The sequence below is a fragment of the Paenibacillus sp. alder61 genome (assembly GCF_020179875.1).
In the GTDB taxonomy this organism is placed as follows: domain Bacteria; phylum Bacillota; class Bacilli; order Paenibacillales; family Paenibacillaceae; genus Fontibacillus; species Fontibacillus faecis.
Map to the genome: position 1 here is coordinate 108,498 of NZ_JAIUDG010000006.1, position 17,117 is coordinate 125,614.

Below are 17,117 nucleotides of genomic sequence, written 5' to 3' on the forward strand. Positions count from 1 at the left end.
TTGAACTGCTCGGGGTCTAGGGCAAGCGCTCCAGCATTTCCATGCAGGCGCGGCCGTTGTGGTAAGGGCATTTCCAAGGGCTGACTTTCGGTTCGTTCGGGAGCGGACGACCGTCCGGATCGACGCCCCAGTGCCATTCGCCGCCCTTGTGATCCACGATATAATTCCGGATAAACTCCCAAGACTTGTGGGCGGCCTGTTGGAATTTATCGTCCTTCGTCATTTGGTAGGCGTTGTAAAATCCGACCATCGCTTCGGCTTGCGGCCACCAATCTTTGTTCGCATCGGTCAACCCTCCGGCATCCGCCTCGTTCCAGATTCCGCCGTCCTTGTCGACGCCTTTGGCATGTACGGCTTCCGCCATGGCCGCCGCCACGTTCTTGACGCGTACCAGCACCTCCGCATCGCCCAACACTTCCGCCGCTTCGACAAGCAGCCAACTGCCCTCGATGTCGTGGCCATAGGAAATATGGTCGCTCTTGACCCGCCACGCTTCATCGAAGAACAGCCAGAAATGGGCGCCTTCGGGATTGATGATGTGATCGAGGGTCACCTCGATCAGCCCGCGCAAGCTGCTGTCGAGCTCAGGGGATTTCCAGATCCGGTACAGATTGGTGTACGCCTCCAGAACATGAAGGTGAGTATTCATGGACTTTTTCTCATTCAAGTCCTTGTCGCTAAGGCTGAGCTCCTCGGTCGGCTGCCAATCGCGGGCGAGAGCCTCGAAATAGCCTTTATACTCGTGGTCGTAGCTGTGTTTTTCGAGCAGACGGTACAGCTCGATGGCCCAATCCAGCGCTTCCTGATTGCCGTTTGCGCGATAGTATTCGGCTAATGCGTAGATGGCGAAGGCCTGGCCGTAAACCTGCTTCTTATCCTGTGACGGCCGGCCCAAGTAATCGACCATCCAATAAAGCCCGCCGTACTCCCGGTCCACAAAATGATTTCGCAAATAATCATAGGCCCGTTCGGCCATTTCAAGATAAGCGGGGTCGCGATACAGGCGGTAAGCGGAGGAATACGTCCACAAAATCCGGGCGTTGAGTACAAGTCCTTTGTCCGCTTGAGGGTTTGCCCGGAGCTGATGGTCGATCTCCCCGATAAATCCGCCGTGTACCGTGTCAACGGTGTTATTGATCCAATAGAGTAAAATGTTGTCCTGCAGTTCCAGGCGGAGCTGCTCCTTCCAATTTTGGGTATCCATAATGGACTTACCTCCTATGCTTTGGTTTCCGCGAGCTTGGCGGCATAAGCGTCTTTAATCACCTCCGCGGCCTCTTTGCCGTAGACGCTATAGCCATCATCGGCCGCGGCCGCCTCGCGAGGATATAGCTTGGCGGGCCAATCCCAGAGCATAAAGCCGCCCACCCAGTCGCGTTCCCCGCATTTTTGAAACATCGTGCGGTAATAATCCGCCTGTTCGCCATGGTGCACATCGCCCCGGAGCGTCCAATCGTTTGGAATTGCGGACGAGCCGGCGCGGCTCGGACATCCGGCTTCCATGAACAAGAAGGGCTTCCCGAACCGCTTTACAACGCTTTCAATGCGATCCAGTTGGCGATCCCAGTCATCGATCGGGTAGTATCCGCTGGAACTGATGAGATCCAGATCATCCCACCATGTCACATTGTCTTCTTGATATTTGTCGCAGTTGTAGGTAATCGGCCCGCTATAGATCTTTCTTACATCGGAAATGAGCTTCCGCCATTCGCTCTCCCGTCGGTCGGTCTGAACCATTTCACAGCCGATGCAGAACATGTCGCATCCGGTTTCCTCGGCGATTTTTGCATAGTGGAGTATAAATTTTCCGTAGGAAGCAAACCAATCCGACCATTTCGGTTCGCAGGGAACATCTTTATCGAAAAAATTGATATGCGCGCGCCACGTCCCGTCCGCACAGTTTACGATCGGTTTCAGACAAACTTGAAGGCCAAGGGACTTGGCTTTCCGGATCGCCCAGCGGACTTCCTCATCGGTCACGGTCGGCTCTTCCCAAAACGGGATTTCGGTGGAAAAAGCGGTGGCCTGAAAGGCGCAGAAGGCGATGGCCGTCCAATTGGCCCCGGTCGCTTCGACCATCGTTTCCATGGAATAACCGGCCGCCTCGTTGGCCCAGGAACCTCTTTCTCCCATAAACCCCCAGGTCATTCCGGCAGCAAACGGTTTACCTAAATTCAAATCATTCACCTCGTTGTTTGGTAAAATATAATTTTGTTATTATTTTGTTATCAAATAAAATAACAAATTTGCTACCTAGTTTTAAATATAAGTCGAAACAGAATCGCTTTCAATACTTTATTTTTGCGATTTTTTGAAGTCCTGCCGGATATAACAAAAAAACCGCCGTTAGTACCAGGCGGTTTGTTCAATAAGATTTAATTATTTTCAATCCGTTTGACGGAACCTCTGTAAATGATTTTTCCCTGAACCAACACCCTTCCGCTGCGACGGTTCGGACTTGAAATTTGCTCCATAATCGCCTTTACGGCGGTCCGGGCCATTTGGGCGATGTCCACTTCCACGGTCGTAAGCGGGGGATTGGTCAAAGTGGCGTATATATCGTTATCGAATCCAACCACAGAACAATCGTTCGGCACTTTATAACCTTGGGCGGTGAGGCGTTCGAAGAGATTATAAGCAACCTGATCGCAGTTGCAGACAAAGGCGGTAGGCATCTTGTCGGGCAGTTCGATATCCACGTATACCCCTTTTTCATCGCGATCTTTCAGGAGCAGCCGCTCCTCAAAAGTAAGGCCGTGTTCGAGGAGGGATTTGTAATAGCCAAGGAAGCGATCCTGAATACTGCTGGTCGAATAAATATTCCCGACGTAGGCGATTTCCCGGTGGCCCATTTGTATCAGATAGTTCGTGATTTCATAGGCTCCGTAAAAATTATCCGTAACGATGGAATCAATGTTCGCGTGCTCATCGTAAAAATCAAGGAACAGCTTGGGCAGGGCCATATTTTGCACGGTCTCGATATAAGGCTTGCCGATTTGCCCGAGAATAATAATACCGTCTACCTTGTTCTCGCTGTATACCCTCGGAAAGTTCAACTGCTCCTCATCTTCGCTGCTCAATATATTCAGAATGCCAAAGTACCCGTAGCGGTCCAGATGGATGGCGATTTGCTGATACACTCTCAGATAAAAAGAGTCGTTGATTCCCGTAAACCGCTGGGGGATCATGACGCCAATATTGTAGGAGTAGCCATCCTTGATCGACTTGGCGGCAGAATTAAAACGATATCCCATTTCGCTGGCGACCGTTCGGATCTTCTGCTTTAAACTCTCGCTGACGCCTTCTTTATTATTAAGCGCTTTGGATACGGTTACACTGCTGACTCCCAATTTATCAGCGATATCTTTCATGGTAATGTTGCTTCTCATTTAATTATATTCACCGTCCTATCAAACTTATCCGGAATCAGCGCCAAACACTAAAGTTAGTATACCTTTATAACTTAAAAATAAAAAGGGCGTTAATGGAATAAGGTAATTAATAAAGTCAAGGTAACTTAACAATAAAGTTAATATAAATTAATAGATTGACTAGTAAACGCTTTAAATATAGAATATGAAAATAGCTTATCGATAACTTAATTTATTAACTGAAAGGGGTATATGTTCGTGAGTAAAAACAAAGCGCTTATGGGGTTTCTGGCATTATTGCTTGTGTTAACGACACTGGCCGGCTGCTCCAAAAGCGGCAACGGCAACGAAAACGCTGATCAAGCGGGGGGCGGTTCGACCGGAGAGATTACAGTCATTACGCAAAGAACAGATATTGTGGACTCGGTATTTAAGGAATATGCCGCCGAATTCAACAAAGAGCATCCCGACATCAAAGTAAACTTCCAGGCGCTGGCCGATTATGAAGGCCAAATTACCGTACGCATGAACTCCGATGATTACGGGGATGTGCTGCTGATCCCAACCAGCATTCCGCTTGTCGATACGCCGGAGTTCTTTGAGCCCCTTGGCGATTTGGCCGAATTGAAAAAGCAATACATCGGGCTGGATGAGCGGGCAATCGACGGAAAAGCTTACGGAATACCGGTCGCTGTCAATTTTTCCGGGGTGTTGTACAACAAAAAAGTGTTTGCGGATGCCGGCGTGACGACCGCTCCGAAAACGCCGGCGGAATTTATCGCTGCTTTGAAAGCGATTAAAGCCAAGGGAGACGCCATTCCGCTTTACACCAACTACGCTGACGGATGGCCGCTGACGCAGTGGGAATCCGTGCTGACTACGGTGGCTGGCAGCGTGGATTACGTCAATGTGGATCAGCCGAACACGGACGACAATTTCGTTCCCGGCAAACCTCACTACGAGCTGTACAAAGTGCTCTACGATGCGGCAAAAGAAGGACTCATCGAACCGGATCCTACGACCACGAACTGGGAAGCCTCCAAAGCGGATTTGGCCAATGGAAAAATCGGCGCGATGGTTGTCGGCTCCTGGGCGATCGGACAAGTCCAGGCTTTGGCTCCGAATAAGGAGGACATCGCCTACATGCCGTTCCCGACCAACGCCAGCGAAGTGATCATGCCGTTGGCCGGCGACTACAACATCGGGATAAACAAGTACAGCAAAAACAAAGAAGCGGCCCGGGCATGGATCGATTGGTTCCTTAACAAATCCGATTACGCTACTGTACAGGCCGGCGGGATGAGTCCCGTGGTGGGTGCTCCGCTTCCTGAAACGTTAAAAGCATTCGAAGGAACCGCGGTTAAATTCGAAATGCAATCCCCGGCCAAAGAAGGCCAAGAGGGGCTCGTCGACAAAATCGACAAGGATGCCGAAATCGGTTTGTGGCAGCCTGAATTCAAAAAACGGATCATCGAAGCGGGCATAGGCAACCTGAAGGAGTCTTATGACGACATTATGAGAGACCTTAATGAAGCATGGGTGAAATCCCGCGCGAAATTAACGAAATAATACGCGAGAACGTTTTTTTACACCGGAAAAACCGGGGAGGCCTGCCTTCGCACGCTTCCCCGCTTAACTTTCACAGATAGATAAAAAGAGAGCGATACAGCAAGACCTTTGGAGGTGCGAGTGGTGTTTAAGAACCTAAGCTACAAAACTCAGCGAAAGATTATTATCTTCGCATTTTCGCTGATTCCGGTGGTCTTATTGTTTACGTTTGCGTATTTGCCGGTCTTCAATATGTTCAAGTACAGCTTTACCGACTGGAACGGATACAGTAAACATTATGACTTCGTCGGATTTGAAAACTACAAAACGATTTTTACGGATTCCAAATATTTCAGCGTCTTTAAAGTCAGCCTATATTACTTTGCGGCTACCTTTATCCAAATGGGGTTAGCTTTGTACTTCGCTACGATTTTGAGTTTTAATGTCCGCTTCAAAAACTTTTTTAAAGGGGTTTTGTTTTTTCCTTACCTATTAAATGGCGTCGCGATCGGCTTCATCTTCCTGTTTTTCTTCAGACCGGACGGCACGCTGGATACGATTATGCAGGCGTTGGGCCTTGGAGCTTATACGCAGGGCTGGCTCCTGAATCCGAACATCATTAACATTTCGCTTGCAGGTGCTTCGCTGTGGAGGTATATGGGGTTTAACTTCATTATTTTCCTGGGGGCGATTTCGTCCATCGGGCGCGATGTTTATGAAGCTGCGGAAATCGACGGCGCCAACCGATGGCATCAGTTTCGTCACATCATTTTGCCGAGCATCAAAAATATCGTGCAGCTTAATCTGATTCTGGCGATCAGCGGGGCGATCAGCGCGTTCGATATCCCGTACATCATGACCGGCGGCTCGAACGGAAGCAACACCTTTGTTATTCAAACCGTAACGACAGCGTTCAAGTACAACAAGCTTGGTCTGGCCTCCGCCATGGCGGTCGTTCTGCTCTTTATCGTGATCATTGTGACTTTACTGCAACGTTTGCTGATTAAGGAGGAGAAGTGATCATGTACAGAATCAAGTATGCCGCTGCGAATTTTATAAAATATGCGAGTTTGCTGCTGGGGACGTTTGCCGCCCTCGTGCCGATTATCGTCGTGTTCTTCGCTTCCTTTAAAACGAACAAGGAATACGGGACGAGCAGTCCGCTGACACCGCCGGACAACTGGTTGAATTTGGCGAATTACTCCAAGGCCTTTACCAATGGGAAAATGCTGCTCGGTTTCGGGAATACCGTCATTATTCTGGTGATTTCAATTATTGGCGCAACGTTGATCGGATCGATGATCGCCTACGTGCTGAACCGCTTTAAATTCCGCGGCAGCAAATTCCTTATGGGTGCGTTCTTGTTGGCCACATTGATTCCAAGCGTTACGACCCAGGTCGCTACGTTCCGGATCATCAACTCCTTGCATCTGGTGGATACGCGTTTTGCGCCGATCCTGTTGTACCTGGGAACGGACATCATTGCGGTATATATTTTCATGCAATTTTTGGACTCGATTTCCGAGTCGCTCGACGAGTCGGCGATGCTTGACGGGGCTTCCTATTTTACAATCTACTGGAAAATCATTCTGCCTCTTCTCGCTCCAGCCATCGTCACGGTCATTATCGTGAAGGGCGTGAATATCTATAACGATTTCTATACGCCTTTCCTGTATATGCCGAGTGAAGATTTGCAGGTGCTGTCCACGGCGCTCTTCAAGTTCAAAGGGCCTTACGGATCTCAATGGGAGGTCATTTGTGCGGGAATCATGATTACCATTGTACCGATTTTGATCGTATTTTTGGCGCTGCAAAAATATATATATAACGGTTTTGCCCAAGGTTCAGTGAAATAACAGAAATTAAAATTCATTTCGTAATCGTCGGAAAGGGGAACTTCTCATGTCCAAAGTTCAAATTATCGGAGAAAATTTGTCCAACCTGCCTTGGCAGGACAAACCGGAAGGGGCCGTCGGCCCGGTATGGAGACATGCCGAAAACCCGGTGATCGGGAGAAATCCGGCAAAGGGCATCGCCCGAATCTTCAATAGTGCCGTGGTTCCTTATGAAGGTAAGTTTGTCGGCGTATTCCGCGCGGAAACGATTAACGGCCGGCCGCATTTGCATTTGGGATATAGCGATGACGGGCTTCAATGGAAGATCGACGAGGAGCGCATTCCGTTCGTCAATGAGGCGGGACAACCGTTTCAGCCGAATTATGCCTATGATCCCCGGCTGGTGAAGGTCGAGGACACTTACTACATTATCTGGTGCACCGATTTTTACGGAGCCTCCATCGGGGTAGCGAAAACGAAGGACTTCAAGTCTTTTATTCGCTTGGAAAATCCTTTTCTTCCATTCAACCGCAACGGGGTACTGTTTCCGAGAAAAATCAACGGCAATTTCATGATGCTCTCCCGTCCCAGCGACAGCGGCCATACTCCGTTCGGAGATGTGTTCCTGAGCGAAAGTCCGGATTTCGTCTACTGGGGCAAGCACCGTCATGTGATGAGCAAAGGCGGCCAAGGCTGGTGGCAATCCGTCAAAATCGGGGGCGGACCGGCTCCGATCGAGACAAGCGAGGGCTGGCTGATGTTTTACCATGGGGTAACGGGTACCTGCAACGGATTGGTTTACAGCATGGGGGCGGTTATATTGGACCTGGACGAACCGTCCAGAGTGAAATATCGGTCCAGCACTTACGTGCTGACTCCCGAGGAATGGTATGAGGAACGCGGTTTTGTTCCGAACGTGGTGTTCCCGTGCGCTACGCTGACCGATGCAGCAACGGGGAGAATCGCGATATACTACGGTGCGGCCGATACTTATGTCGGTGTAGCCTATACGACCGTTCAGGAGATCGTGGATTACGTGAAGGCGACCCATGAAACGGTGGGCGACGACGCGGAAATCGGCGTAATGTAGGCTGTATAATGAAGACAAAAGGAAGAGAACGGATCCCATCCTTATGGATGGGATTATCCGTTTATAATGGGAGGTTTGCCGAATGGCCAATGATAAACTGGACGAGTTGTTAAAATACACGGGAATTAGTCCGAGGCCCCTGGATTTTGACGCTTATTGGGCGAGAGCGTTATCGGAATTGGACGCCCAACCGTTAAAGTTTCAACTGGTTCCGGCGGATTTTCAAACTCCGCTTGCGGAATGCTACCATTTATATTTTACCGGGGTAGGAGGAGCCAGAGTCCACGCGAAATATGTGAGACCGAGACACCGGGAGGGGAAGGGGCCGGGCTTGGCGCTGTTCCACGGCTATCACGGCGGAAGCGGGGATTGGTTCGACAAGGCGGCTTACGCCGCCCACGGCATCACCGTGATCGCGATGGACTGCCGCGGTCAAGGCGGGCTTTCCGAAGATCGGTCCGTCGTTAAAGGAACAACATTAAAAGGCCATATTATCCGGGGGATCGATGAAGAGGATCCCGATCAGTTGTATTACCGCAATTGCTTTTTGGACTTGGCGCAAACGGTCCGTATCCTTAAATCCATGGAACAGGTGGATGCGGACAAAATCGCCGTCCACGGCTGCTCCCAGGGCGGGGCGCTGACGGTGGCTTGCGCCGCCTTAGAGCCTTCGGTCAAGCTAGCGATCCCGGTCTATCCGTTTCTGTGCGATTACAAAAAAGCCTGGGAACTGGACGTGACGTCCTCGGCTTATGAGGAGATCGCTTATTACTTCCGCTTTATGGACCCGCTGCATACGCGGGAAGCCGAGGTGTTCGATAAGCTGGGATATATCGATATTCAGAATCTGGCGGACCGGATCCGGGCCCGCGTGATTTTCGTGACGGGGCTGGCCGATCCGATCTGTCCCCCGGTTACGCAATTCGCCGTATACAACAAGATCAGAGCGGAAAAAGAACTGGTGGTATACCACGAGTACGGGCACGAATATTTGCCGAATTTAAGCGACAGGGTGCTGCAAGAGGTGCTGAAACTGTAAAATCGTCGTCTTTTGCCGGCCCCCGGATTGATGCCGCCCTTTGCAACTGATATAATAAATTGATTGTACTTCAAGGATTTGTGGTGGGGGTAAGGATGACAGATATTCGGGCAAGACAGGAAAAGATACGTAATTTCAGTATTATCGCACATATAGACCATGGCAAATCGACGCTGGCCGACCGGATTCTCGAATATACCGGCGCGTTGACCTCCCGCGAGATGCAGGAGCAAGTACTGGACCAGATGGACCTGGAACGGGAGCGCGGGATCACGATTAAGCTGCAGGCGGTTCGCCTGGCCTATCGTGCGGATGACGGGGAAGAGTATTTGTTGAATTTGATCGATACGCCGGGGCACGTCGATTTTACCTATGAGGTTTCGCGCAGCCTTGCCGCGTGCGAAGGGGCTCTGCTTGTCGTGGACGCCGCGCAGGGGATCGAAGCGCAGACCCTGGCCAATGTTTATCTGGCGCTGGACAACAACCTTGAAATTTTGCCTGTAATCAACAAAATCGATCTGCCAAGCGCCGATCCCGATCGCGTGAAGCAGGAGATCGAGGATGTGATCGGCCTGGATGCCAGCGAAGCCGTGCTGGCCTCGGCCAAAGCGGGCATCGGCATCAAGGAGATTTTGGAGCAGGTCGTGCAGAAGGTGCCGGCTCCGACGGGAGATCCCGATCAGCCGCTGAAGGCGCTGATTTTCGATTCGCATTACGATCCGTATAAAGGCGTTATCGTTTATGTTCGTGTCATCGACGGTCATATCAAAGCCGGCTCCAAAATCAAGATGATGGCGACGGACAAAACGTTCGAAGTCATCGAGGTGGGCGCGTTCAAGCCGAGAATGACGATCGTGGACGAGCTGAATGTCGGCGATGTCGGCTTTATCGTGGCCGGGATCAAGAACGTCGGCGACACCCGGGTCGGGGACACGGTAACGGATGCCAAGAATCCGACTCCCGAACCGCTCCCGGGTTACCGCAAGATCAACCCGATGGTGTATTGCGGTCTGTATCCGATCGATACGTCGGATTACAACGATCTGCGCGAAGCGCTGGAGAAGCTTCAGCTCAACGACGCTTCGCTCAGCTTCGAACCGGAGACGTCGAGCGCGCTCGGCTTCGGATTCCGCTGCGGCTTCCTCGGTCTGCTGCATATGGACGTCATCCAGGAGCGGATCGAACGCGAATTCAACATTCCGCTCATTACGACGGCGCCGAGCGTTATCTACCATGTAACGCTGACCAACGGCGAAACGATCTCGATCGACAACCCTTCCAACTATCCGGAAGTCGGGAAGATCGAGTACGTGGAGGAGCCGTTCGTGAAGGCCGCGATTATCGTTCCTAACGACTATGTCGGAACCGTCATGGAGCTTTGCCAAAGCAAGCGCGGCGAATTCGTGAACATGGAGTATCTCGATACGACGCGCGTCACGATCACGTACCAGATTCCGCTGTCGGAAATCGTCTATGATTTCTTCGATCAGTTGAAATCGAGCACGAAGGGCTACGCTTCCTTCGATTACGAACTGTCCGGCTACCGGCAGTCCAATCTGGTGAAGATGGACATTCTGCTTAACGGGGAACAGGTCGACGCCCTGTCCTTTATCGTGCACCGGGAGCGGGCCTATCACCGCGGCCGGATCATTTGCGAGAAGCTGCGCGAACTGATTCCGCGCCAGATGTTCGAGGTGCCGATCCAGGCTTCCATCGGCACGAAGGTCATCGCCCGCGAAACGGTTAAGGCGATGCGCAAGAACGTGCTTGCCAAGTGCTACGGCGGCGACATTTCGCGGAAGCGGAAGCTGCTGGAGAAGCAGAAGGAAGGCAAGAAGCGGATGAAACAAGTCGGCAATGTCGAAGTTCCGCAGGAAGCGTTTATGGCGGTTCTGAAGATTGACGACAAGTAAGCCGCAAGGCCTTTTGGACAGCCTGATTGTCAAAAAATTCGAATCGGGCCGAAATAAGGTGCGTTGTCTGAAAGTGCACCAGGTCCGCCCAATATGAAGATAAGAGCCTAATTAAAGGAAAGCCCGCGGGCTTTCCTTTAATTTGCGGCTTTACCCAGTTGAGCTCGCGAAGCGTGCGAAACAAAAAAACACCTGCTATGCGGGTGGTGTAGTGATGCTTATAGCCAAAAACCATCTGATGAGGTCGTTATCATAGGAGTGTTCAAGCTACGATGTATACCGAAAGGAAAAGATGGATTAATGGCTAATGGGGCTAATGGAAGTGATATGTCACTTCCAAAGAGGCGCCTAGTGTGCTTCCAAACCTCCAACTCCAAAAAGATGTAAATCTGCAGGTATTTTAGGCCGGTCCTCGAGGGAATGCGAAAAAAGATGCAAATCTGCAGGAATTTCCAGCGATTTTAGAGAAACGAGGCGGTTTCGTCGAAAATTCCTGCAGATTTGCAGGAATTTTGAAATTTTGGGTCCCAAACAAGAAAAAAACATGCACATATGCAGGAATTGTATGTTATCAAGTTCTGACGGGGTCCGGCTGCCTTACAAATAAATCAATAGTTCAATTTATATAATTGAATATTTAATGTTTGAACCGATAGACGAACTAATTTAAGAATTGGAGGCATCGCCCATGAACGAAATGACACCCCCCCATCCTCAGGGAATGCCTGTGACAGGGAAACATCACGCCAACGCTCCGAAGGCGGTTTATATACACATCCCGTTTTGTACCAATAAGTGCTTCTACTGCGATTTTAATTCCTATGTGCTGAAGGATCAGCCGGTTATGGATTATTTGCGCGCGCTTGACCGCGAAATGGAACTGACGGTGCAGGCGACGCCGCCGGAGGAGATCAAGACGATCTTTGTCGGCGGAGGGACGCCGACGGTGCTGAATCCACAGGAAATGGAGTATTTCCTGAATTCCGTCCGCCGCCACTTTCCGAACTGGGCGGACGATATCGAATTCACAATGGAAGCGAACCCCGGGACGACGGACGCGGAGAAACTGGCCGTGATGAAGGCCGGCGGCGTCAACCGCGTGAGCTTCGGCGTGCAGGCTTTCCAGAACGAGCTGCTCTCCGGGATCGGACGGATCCACAACACGGACGATGTATACCGCAGTCTGGAAAACGCGCGGAATGCGGGGCTCCATAATTTATCGATCGACCTCATGTTCGGTTTGCCGAATCAAACGGTCGAGATGCTGGATTACAGCGTGAGCCGGGCGCTGGAGCTGGGGCTGCCGCATTATTCGATCTATAGCTTAAAGGTTGAGGAGAATACCTTGTTCCATACTCTGTATCAAAAAAATCAGCTTCCTTTGCCGGGCGAGGAGGATGAGCTGAAAATGTACCTGCTGCTGATGGATCGGATGAAGGCGGCCGGATACAAACAGTATGAAATCAGCAACTTCGCCAAACCGGGATATGAAAGCCGGCATAACATCACCTACTGGCGAAATGAAGATTATTACGGCCTCGGAGCCGGCGCACACGGCTACGTCAAGCGCCGCCGCCATATCAACATCAAGGGTGTCAATCCCTATGTCGAAGCTTGCAAGCAAGGGCTGCCGCGTTTGGAGCAGTTCGAGGTTACGAAAGAGGAGGCGATGGAGGATTTCGTCATGGTCGGACTTCGGATGCTGGATGGTATCCGGCTCTCCCATTTTGCCGAACAGTTCGGCTCTTCTTTGGAGGAAACGTTTCGCTCGCCGCTGCATAAAATGACCTCGGCAGGGTTGCTTGAAATGCATGAAGACCATGGCGGTTATCGTCTCAGTGAAAAAGGAGTGCTCTTCGGCAACGAAGTGTTCGCCGAGTTTATCGGGGCTTTGACTTCCTAAGCGGGGCGGGTTTTTGGCTCTCCAAAAATCGCTCCGAATCGCGGCTTCTTGAAAAGCTCACTTTCTCTCTTGAAGTTTTATACGCCATACTGTATATTTATTCATATTATAAGTGCACAGTTTAAGGGGGAAAGAGGATGCCGGCCGTAGCCGTTTGCAGACAAGCGAGACTTGAAGATGTTGAGCCGTTATTTACGATGATTGAAGGCTATGCCCGCCAAGGCATTATGCTGCCCCGTTCCCGAGCCGTGTTGGAGCGGCAAATTTCCGATTTTGTCGTCGCCGAAATGGATGGACGGATCGTCGGCTGCGGATCGCTGTGCAGGCTCGGAGAGGAACTGGTGGAAATCCGCTCGCTGGGCATCGCCGAAGGTTATAAGGGCCGGGGGTTAGGCTCCATGCTGGTGGAGGAGCTCGTTTTGCAGGCAAAGCGTCAGGGGATCCCTAAGATTATGGCGCTGACCTATGAGGTATCCTTCTTTTTGAAAAACGGATTTGCCGTGGTGGAGAAAGAAATTTTCCCCGAGAAAGTTTGGACCGATTGCGTGAATTGCGCCAAGCAGCATTGCTGCGACGAGATTGCCGTACTCAAGATACTGGACTGACTTGACAATCGTCGGGTCGGTTTGGTATTTTTGTAATATAGTTTAGCACTCGACGATCTAGAGTGCTAACGAGCAAGTTTAAATTGTTACCAGGAGGGATTTCCATGTTGACGGAACGCCAAAGAATGATTTTAACGGCTATTGTGGATGATTATATTCGCTCGGCGGAACCGGTGGGATCCCGAAGCATCTCCAAGCGCGGCGACGTCGGGTACAGTCCGGCGACCATTCGCAACGAGATGGCCGATCTGGAGGAACTGGGTTTTCTGGAGCAGCCCCATACATCGGCTGGCCGTATCCCTTCTCATAAAGGCTACCGGTATTATGTGGATCATCTGGCACCTTTGAATCTGATTTCGCCCGATGAATTTAAAATGATGAGAGCTTTTTTTGCGGAAAAACTGAATGCGATTGAACAGGTCATCCAGCATGCCGCGACGATCTTGTCCCATATGACGAACTACACTTCCATCCTGCTCGGGCCGGAAGTTTTTCACACGTCCTTACGGCATTTTCAACTGCTGCCGCTCAATGAGACCACGGCGGTGGCGATCATTGTGACGAGCACGGGGCAAGTCGAGAACAAAACGGTCTCGATTCCTTCCGGACTGTCCGTGTCGGAGATGGAGAAGGTCGTAAATCTGCTGAACCGCAAGTTGACGGGCGTGCCGATCTATAAATTGAAGACGGCCCTGTACAACGAAATCGGGCAGGAAATGCAGCGGCATGTGGAGCATTTCGAGGAGTTGATGAGCGTACTGGAAGAAGCGCTGGACAAGGATCAGGACGGGCAGCGTCTGTTCCTCAGCGGTACGACCAATATGCTGAATCAGCCCGAATTCCGCGATGTCGACAAAGTGAAGAGCATTCTCGACCTGTTTGAGGAGACGCCGACTTTGCTAAGGATGATGACTTCGGCTTCCGCAAGCTCCGGCATTCAAGTCCGGATCGGAACCGAGAACGATCATGAGGCCTTCGCCAATTGCAGCTTGATCACGGCGACTTACGCCATCGAAGGCGAAGCGGTCGGCACGATCGGCATTTTGGGGCCTACCCGCATGGAATACGCCCGGGTTATCGGCATTCTCGATATTTTGTCCAAGGACTTGTCCCGGTTTTTGTCCCGGATGCATTGATCCTTTAGGATGACGTATCTAAGGAAACACTAATCTGGCTTTAGTTATTGTTAAGGAGGTGACATCTTGAAGGAACAAGAACCGATTCAAGACAACATCCAGACGGGTGTGGAAGAGGAATTGAAGGTGAACGCCGAGAACGACCAGGAGCCTGTATCGGCCGAAGAGCCGGAGGTTCTCGAAGAGACGGCTGCGGAGAACTCGGAGGAAGGGCAAGCCGAACTAGAAAAGCTGCGGGCTGAAGCGGAGGAGCACAAACAGCGTCTGCTCCGTACTCAGGCTGATTTCGATAATTTCCGTCGGCGTACGCTGAAGGAAAAGGAGGAGCTGGGGAAATACGCCTCGGCCAAGCTCATTACCGAGCTGCTGCCGGTAATCGACAACTTCGAACGCGCTTTGAGCACGACGGCCGAGAATACGGACCTTTCTTCTTATGCCAAAGGGGTGGAGATGATCTTCCGCCAATTGGAAGGCATTCTGAAGACGGAAGGCCTGACGGCGATGGAACCTGTCGGCACTCCGTTCAATCCGGAATTCCACCAGGCGATCATGCAGGTGGAGAGCGATGAATATGAGGAAGGCACCGTCGTGGAAGTCGTTCAGAAGGGATATCTTCTGAAGGATAAGGTGCTTCGCCCGGCTATGGTCAAAGTAAGCGGCTAACAGATCTGTCATAGCGACTATTAAGGAGGATATTTTCCTATGAGCAAAGTTATCGGTATTGACCTTGGAACCACCAACTCATGCGTTGCGGTTATGGAAGGCGGCGAAGCCGTCGTTATTCCCAACCCGGAAGGCGCTCGTACAACCCCTTCGGTTGTAGGCTTCAAGAAGGACGGGGAGCGGATCGTCGGCGAAACGGCGAAACGTCAAGCGATTACCAATCCGGACCGCACGATTATTTCGATTAAGAGACATATGGGTACGAACCACAAGGAAACGATTGACGGCAAAGAATTCACGCCGCAAGAAATTTCCGCCATTATTCTGCAAAAATTGAAATCCGACGCCGAAGCTTACCTCGGCCAACCGGTTACGCAGGCCGTTATTACGGTACCTGCCTACTTTAACGACAGCCAGCGTCAAGCGACCAAGGACGCGGGCAAAATCGCCGGCCTCGAAGTGCTGCGAATCGTCAACGAACCTACGGCGGCCGCTTTGGCCTACGGTTTGGAGAAAGCCGAAGACCAGACGATCCTCGTATACGACCTTGGCGGCGGTACGTTCGACGTTTCGATCCTGGAGCTCGGCGACGGCTTCTTCGAAGTTAAAGCGACCAGCGGGGACAACCATCTCGGCGGCGACGACTTCGACCAAGTGATCATCGATTACCTGGTAGCCGAATTCAAGAAGGATCAAGGCATCGACTTGAGCAAGGACAAGGCGGCCGTACAGCGGCTGAAGGATGCGGCGGAGAAAGCGAAAAAGGAATTGTCCGGCGTTCTGACAACGACGATTTCCCTTCCGTTTATCACCGTTGCGGACGGCGTGCCTCAGCACTTGGAAGTTAACCTGACCCGTGCGAAGTTCGAAGAATTGTCCGCGGATCTCGTAGAACGCACCTTGGGGCCGACTCGCCGCGCGCTCAGCGATGCGGGGATGACGCCGGCCGATATCGACAAGGTCGTGCTGGTCGGCGGTTCCACCCGGATTCCGGCCGTTCAGGAAGCGATCAAGAAATTGACCGGCAAGGAGCCGCACAAAGGCGTGAACCCGGACGAAGTGGTTGCGCTCGGGGCAGCCGTTCAGGCGGGCGTTCTGACCGGCGACGTGAAAGACGTCGTTCTGCTCGACGTGACTCCGCTCTCGCTCGGTATCGAAACCGCCGGCGGCGTATTCACCAAAATGATCGAGCGGAACACGACGATTCCGACAAGCAAATCGCAGATCTTCTCGACTTACGCCGATAATCAGCCTAGCGTTGAAATCCACGTTCTGCAAGGGGAACGCGAAATGGCGGCGGGCAACAAAACCCTCGGCCGCTTCATGCTCGGCGACATTCCGCCGGCACCGCGCGGCGTGCCGCAAATCGAAGTTACGTTCGATATCGATGCGAACGGGATCGTTAACGTTTCGGCCACAGATAAAGGCACCGGCAAGAGCCAAAAAATCACGATCACTTCCTCGAGCGGTCTTAGCGATGAAGAAGTGGAGCGCATGATGAAGGACGCCGAGCTTCATGCCGAAGAAGACAAGAAGCGCAAAGAGCTGGTTGAAGCGAAGAATACCGGCGACCAACTGATTTACAGCGTTGACAAGACTTTGAAAGATCTTGGCGATAAAGTCGACGCGGCCGAAGCGGAGAAAGCGAACGCCGCCAAAGACGAGCTGAAGAAGGCGCTGGAAAGCGACAACCTGGAAACGATCAAATCGGCGACGGAAAAATTGTCCGAGATCGTACAGCAGTTGTCCGTGAAGCTGTATGAGCAAGCGGCTCAGCAGCAGCAAGCCGGCGGCGCGGAAGGCGCTTCGGCGGGCGACGGCAAGGAGAACGTCGTCGACGCCGAGTACGAAGTCGTGGACGAAGACAAGAAGCAAGGCTAACAAAATCACAGGCCGATATACCGGTGAATAGACTTAGGTGAACTGGGAAGGTCAAAGTGCGGGCTGTTTCCGTGCTTTGACTTTCCTTTTGCCGGATTGGGGAACTATGCCCGGCGCATCTATCAAGTCATAA

At 51.6% G+C, this 17,117-nt stretch carries 14 protein-coding genes; 11 read left to right on the top strand and 3 right to left on the bottom strand.

Features of this window, described 5'->3' with window-relative positions:
- Nucleotides 1–16: 16 nt before the first annotated feature.
- The 3 genes from LBW89_RS07980 to LBW89_RS07990 all read right to left on the bottom strand — a co-directional run bounded on the left by LBW89_RS07980 (nt 17) and on the right by LBW89_RS07990 (nt 3,389).
- Nucleotides 17–1,204, bottom strand: coding sequence for an AGE family epimerase/isomerase (locus tag LBW89_RS07980; RefSeq protein ID WP_225038931.1), 1,188 nt, complete (start codon nt 1,202–1,204; stop codon nt 17–19).
- Nucleotides 1,205–1,218: 14 nt separating this feature from the next.
- Entirely contained in the window at nt 1,219–2,148 is a 930-nt protein-coding gene (locus LBW89_RS07985) for a glycoside hydrolase family 113 (RefSeq protein ID WP_148452628.1), read from the bottom strand.
- 227 nt (nt 2,149–2,375) lie between these two features.
- Nucleotides 2,376–3,389: a LacI family DNA-binding transcriptional regulator gene (locus tag LBW89_RS07990; protein ID WP_225038932.1), complete on the bottom strand. Its 1,014-nt coding sequence runs from the start codon at nt 3,387–3,389 to the stop codon at nt 2,376–2,378.
- 240 nt (nt 3,390–3,629) lie between these two features.
- Between LBW89_RS07990 and LBW89_RS07995 the strand changes: the two genes are divergently transcribed.
- The 11 genes from LBW89_RS07995 to dnaK all read left to right on the top strand — a co-directional run bounded on the left by LBW89_RS07995 (nt 3,630) and on the right by dnaK (nt 16,984).
- The gene (locus tag LBW89_RS07995) at nt 3,630–4,940 is read left to right on the top strand and encodes an ABC transporter substrate-binding protein (protein WP_148451515.1); all 1,311 of its coding nucleotides are present in this window, start codon (nt 3,630–3,632) and stop codon (nt 4,938–4,940) included.
- A gap of 123 nt (nt 4,941–5,063) precedes the next feature.
- The gene (locus LBW89_RS08000; RefSeq protein WP_148451516.1) at nt 5,064–5,939 is read left to right on the top strand and encodes a carbohydrate ABC transporter permease; all 876 of its coding nucleotides are present in this window, start codon (nt 5,064–5,066) and stop codon (nt 5,937–5,939) included.
- Nucleotides 5,940–5,941: 2 nt separating this feature from the next.
- Nucleotides 5,942–6,775, top strand: coding sequence for a carbohydrate ABC transporter permease (locus LBW89_RS08005; protein WP_148451517.1), 834 nt, complete (start codon nt 5,942–5,944; stop codon nt 6,773–6,775).
- A gap of 46 nt (nt 6,776–6,821) precedes the next feature.
- The gene (locus LBW89_RS08010; protein WP_148451518.1) at nt 6,822–7,844 is read left to right on the top strand and encodes a glycoside hydrolase family 130 protein; all 1,023 of its coding nucleotides are present in this window, start codon (nt 6,822–6,824) and stop codon (nt 7,842–7,844) included.
- A gap of 82 nt (nt 7,845–7,926) precedes the next feature.
- Nucleotides 7,927–8,883 carry an acetylxylan esterase gene (locus tag LBW89_RS08015; RefSeq protein WP_225038933.1) on the top strand — a complete coding sequence of 319 codons (957 nt, stop codon included), beginning with the start codon at nt 7,927–7,929 and terminating at the stop codon, nt 8,881–8,883.
- A 95-nt stretch (nt 8,884–8,978) separates the two neighbouring features.
- Entirely contained in the window at nt 8,979–10,796 is a 1,818-nt protein-coding gene (gene lepA, locus LBW89_RS08020) for a translation elongation factor 4 (RefSeq protein WP_148451520.1), read from the top strand.
- A 697-nt stretch (nt 10,797–11,493) separates the two neighbouring features.
- Nucleotides 11,494–12,699 carry a radical SAM family heme chaperone HemW gene (gene hemW / locus LBW89_RS08025; protein ID WP_225038969.1) on the top strand — a complete coding sequence of 402 codons (1,206 nt, stop codon included), beginning with the start codon at nt 11,494–11,496 and terminating at the stop codon, nt 12,697–12,699.
- A 137-nt stretch (nt 12,700–12,836) separates the two neighbouring features.
- Nucleotides 12,837–13,304: an N-acetyltransferase gene (locus LBW89_RS08030; protein ID WP_225038934.1), complete on the top strand. Its 468-nt coding sequence runs from the start codon at nt 12,837–12,839 to the stop codon at nt 13,302–13,304.
- A 104-nt stretch (nt 13,305–13,408) separates the two neighbouring features.
- Entirely contained in the window at nt 13,409–14,440 is a 1,032-nt protein-coding gene (gene hrcA / locus LBW89_RS08035; protein ID WP_148451522.1) for a heat-inducible transcriptional repressor HrcA, read from the top strand.
- Nucleotides 14,441–14,506: 66 nt separating this feature from the next.
- On the top strand, nt 14,507–15,103 hold the full coding sequence (gene grpE / locus LBW89_RS08040; RefSeq protein ID WP_412066993.1) for a nucleotide exchange factor GrpE: 597 nt from the start codon (nt 14,507–14,509) through the stop codon (nt 15,101–15,103).
- Between the two features lie 39 nt (nt 15,104–15,142).
- Nucleotides 15,143–16,984 (top strand): molecular chaperone DnaK, encoded by a 1,842-nt coding sequence (dnaK, locus tag LBW89_RS08045; protein ID WP_148451524.1) that lies wholly within the window; start codon nt 15,143–15,145, stop codon nt 16,982–16,984.
- Nucleotides 16,985–17,117 lie beyond the last annotated feature (133 nt).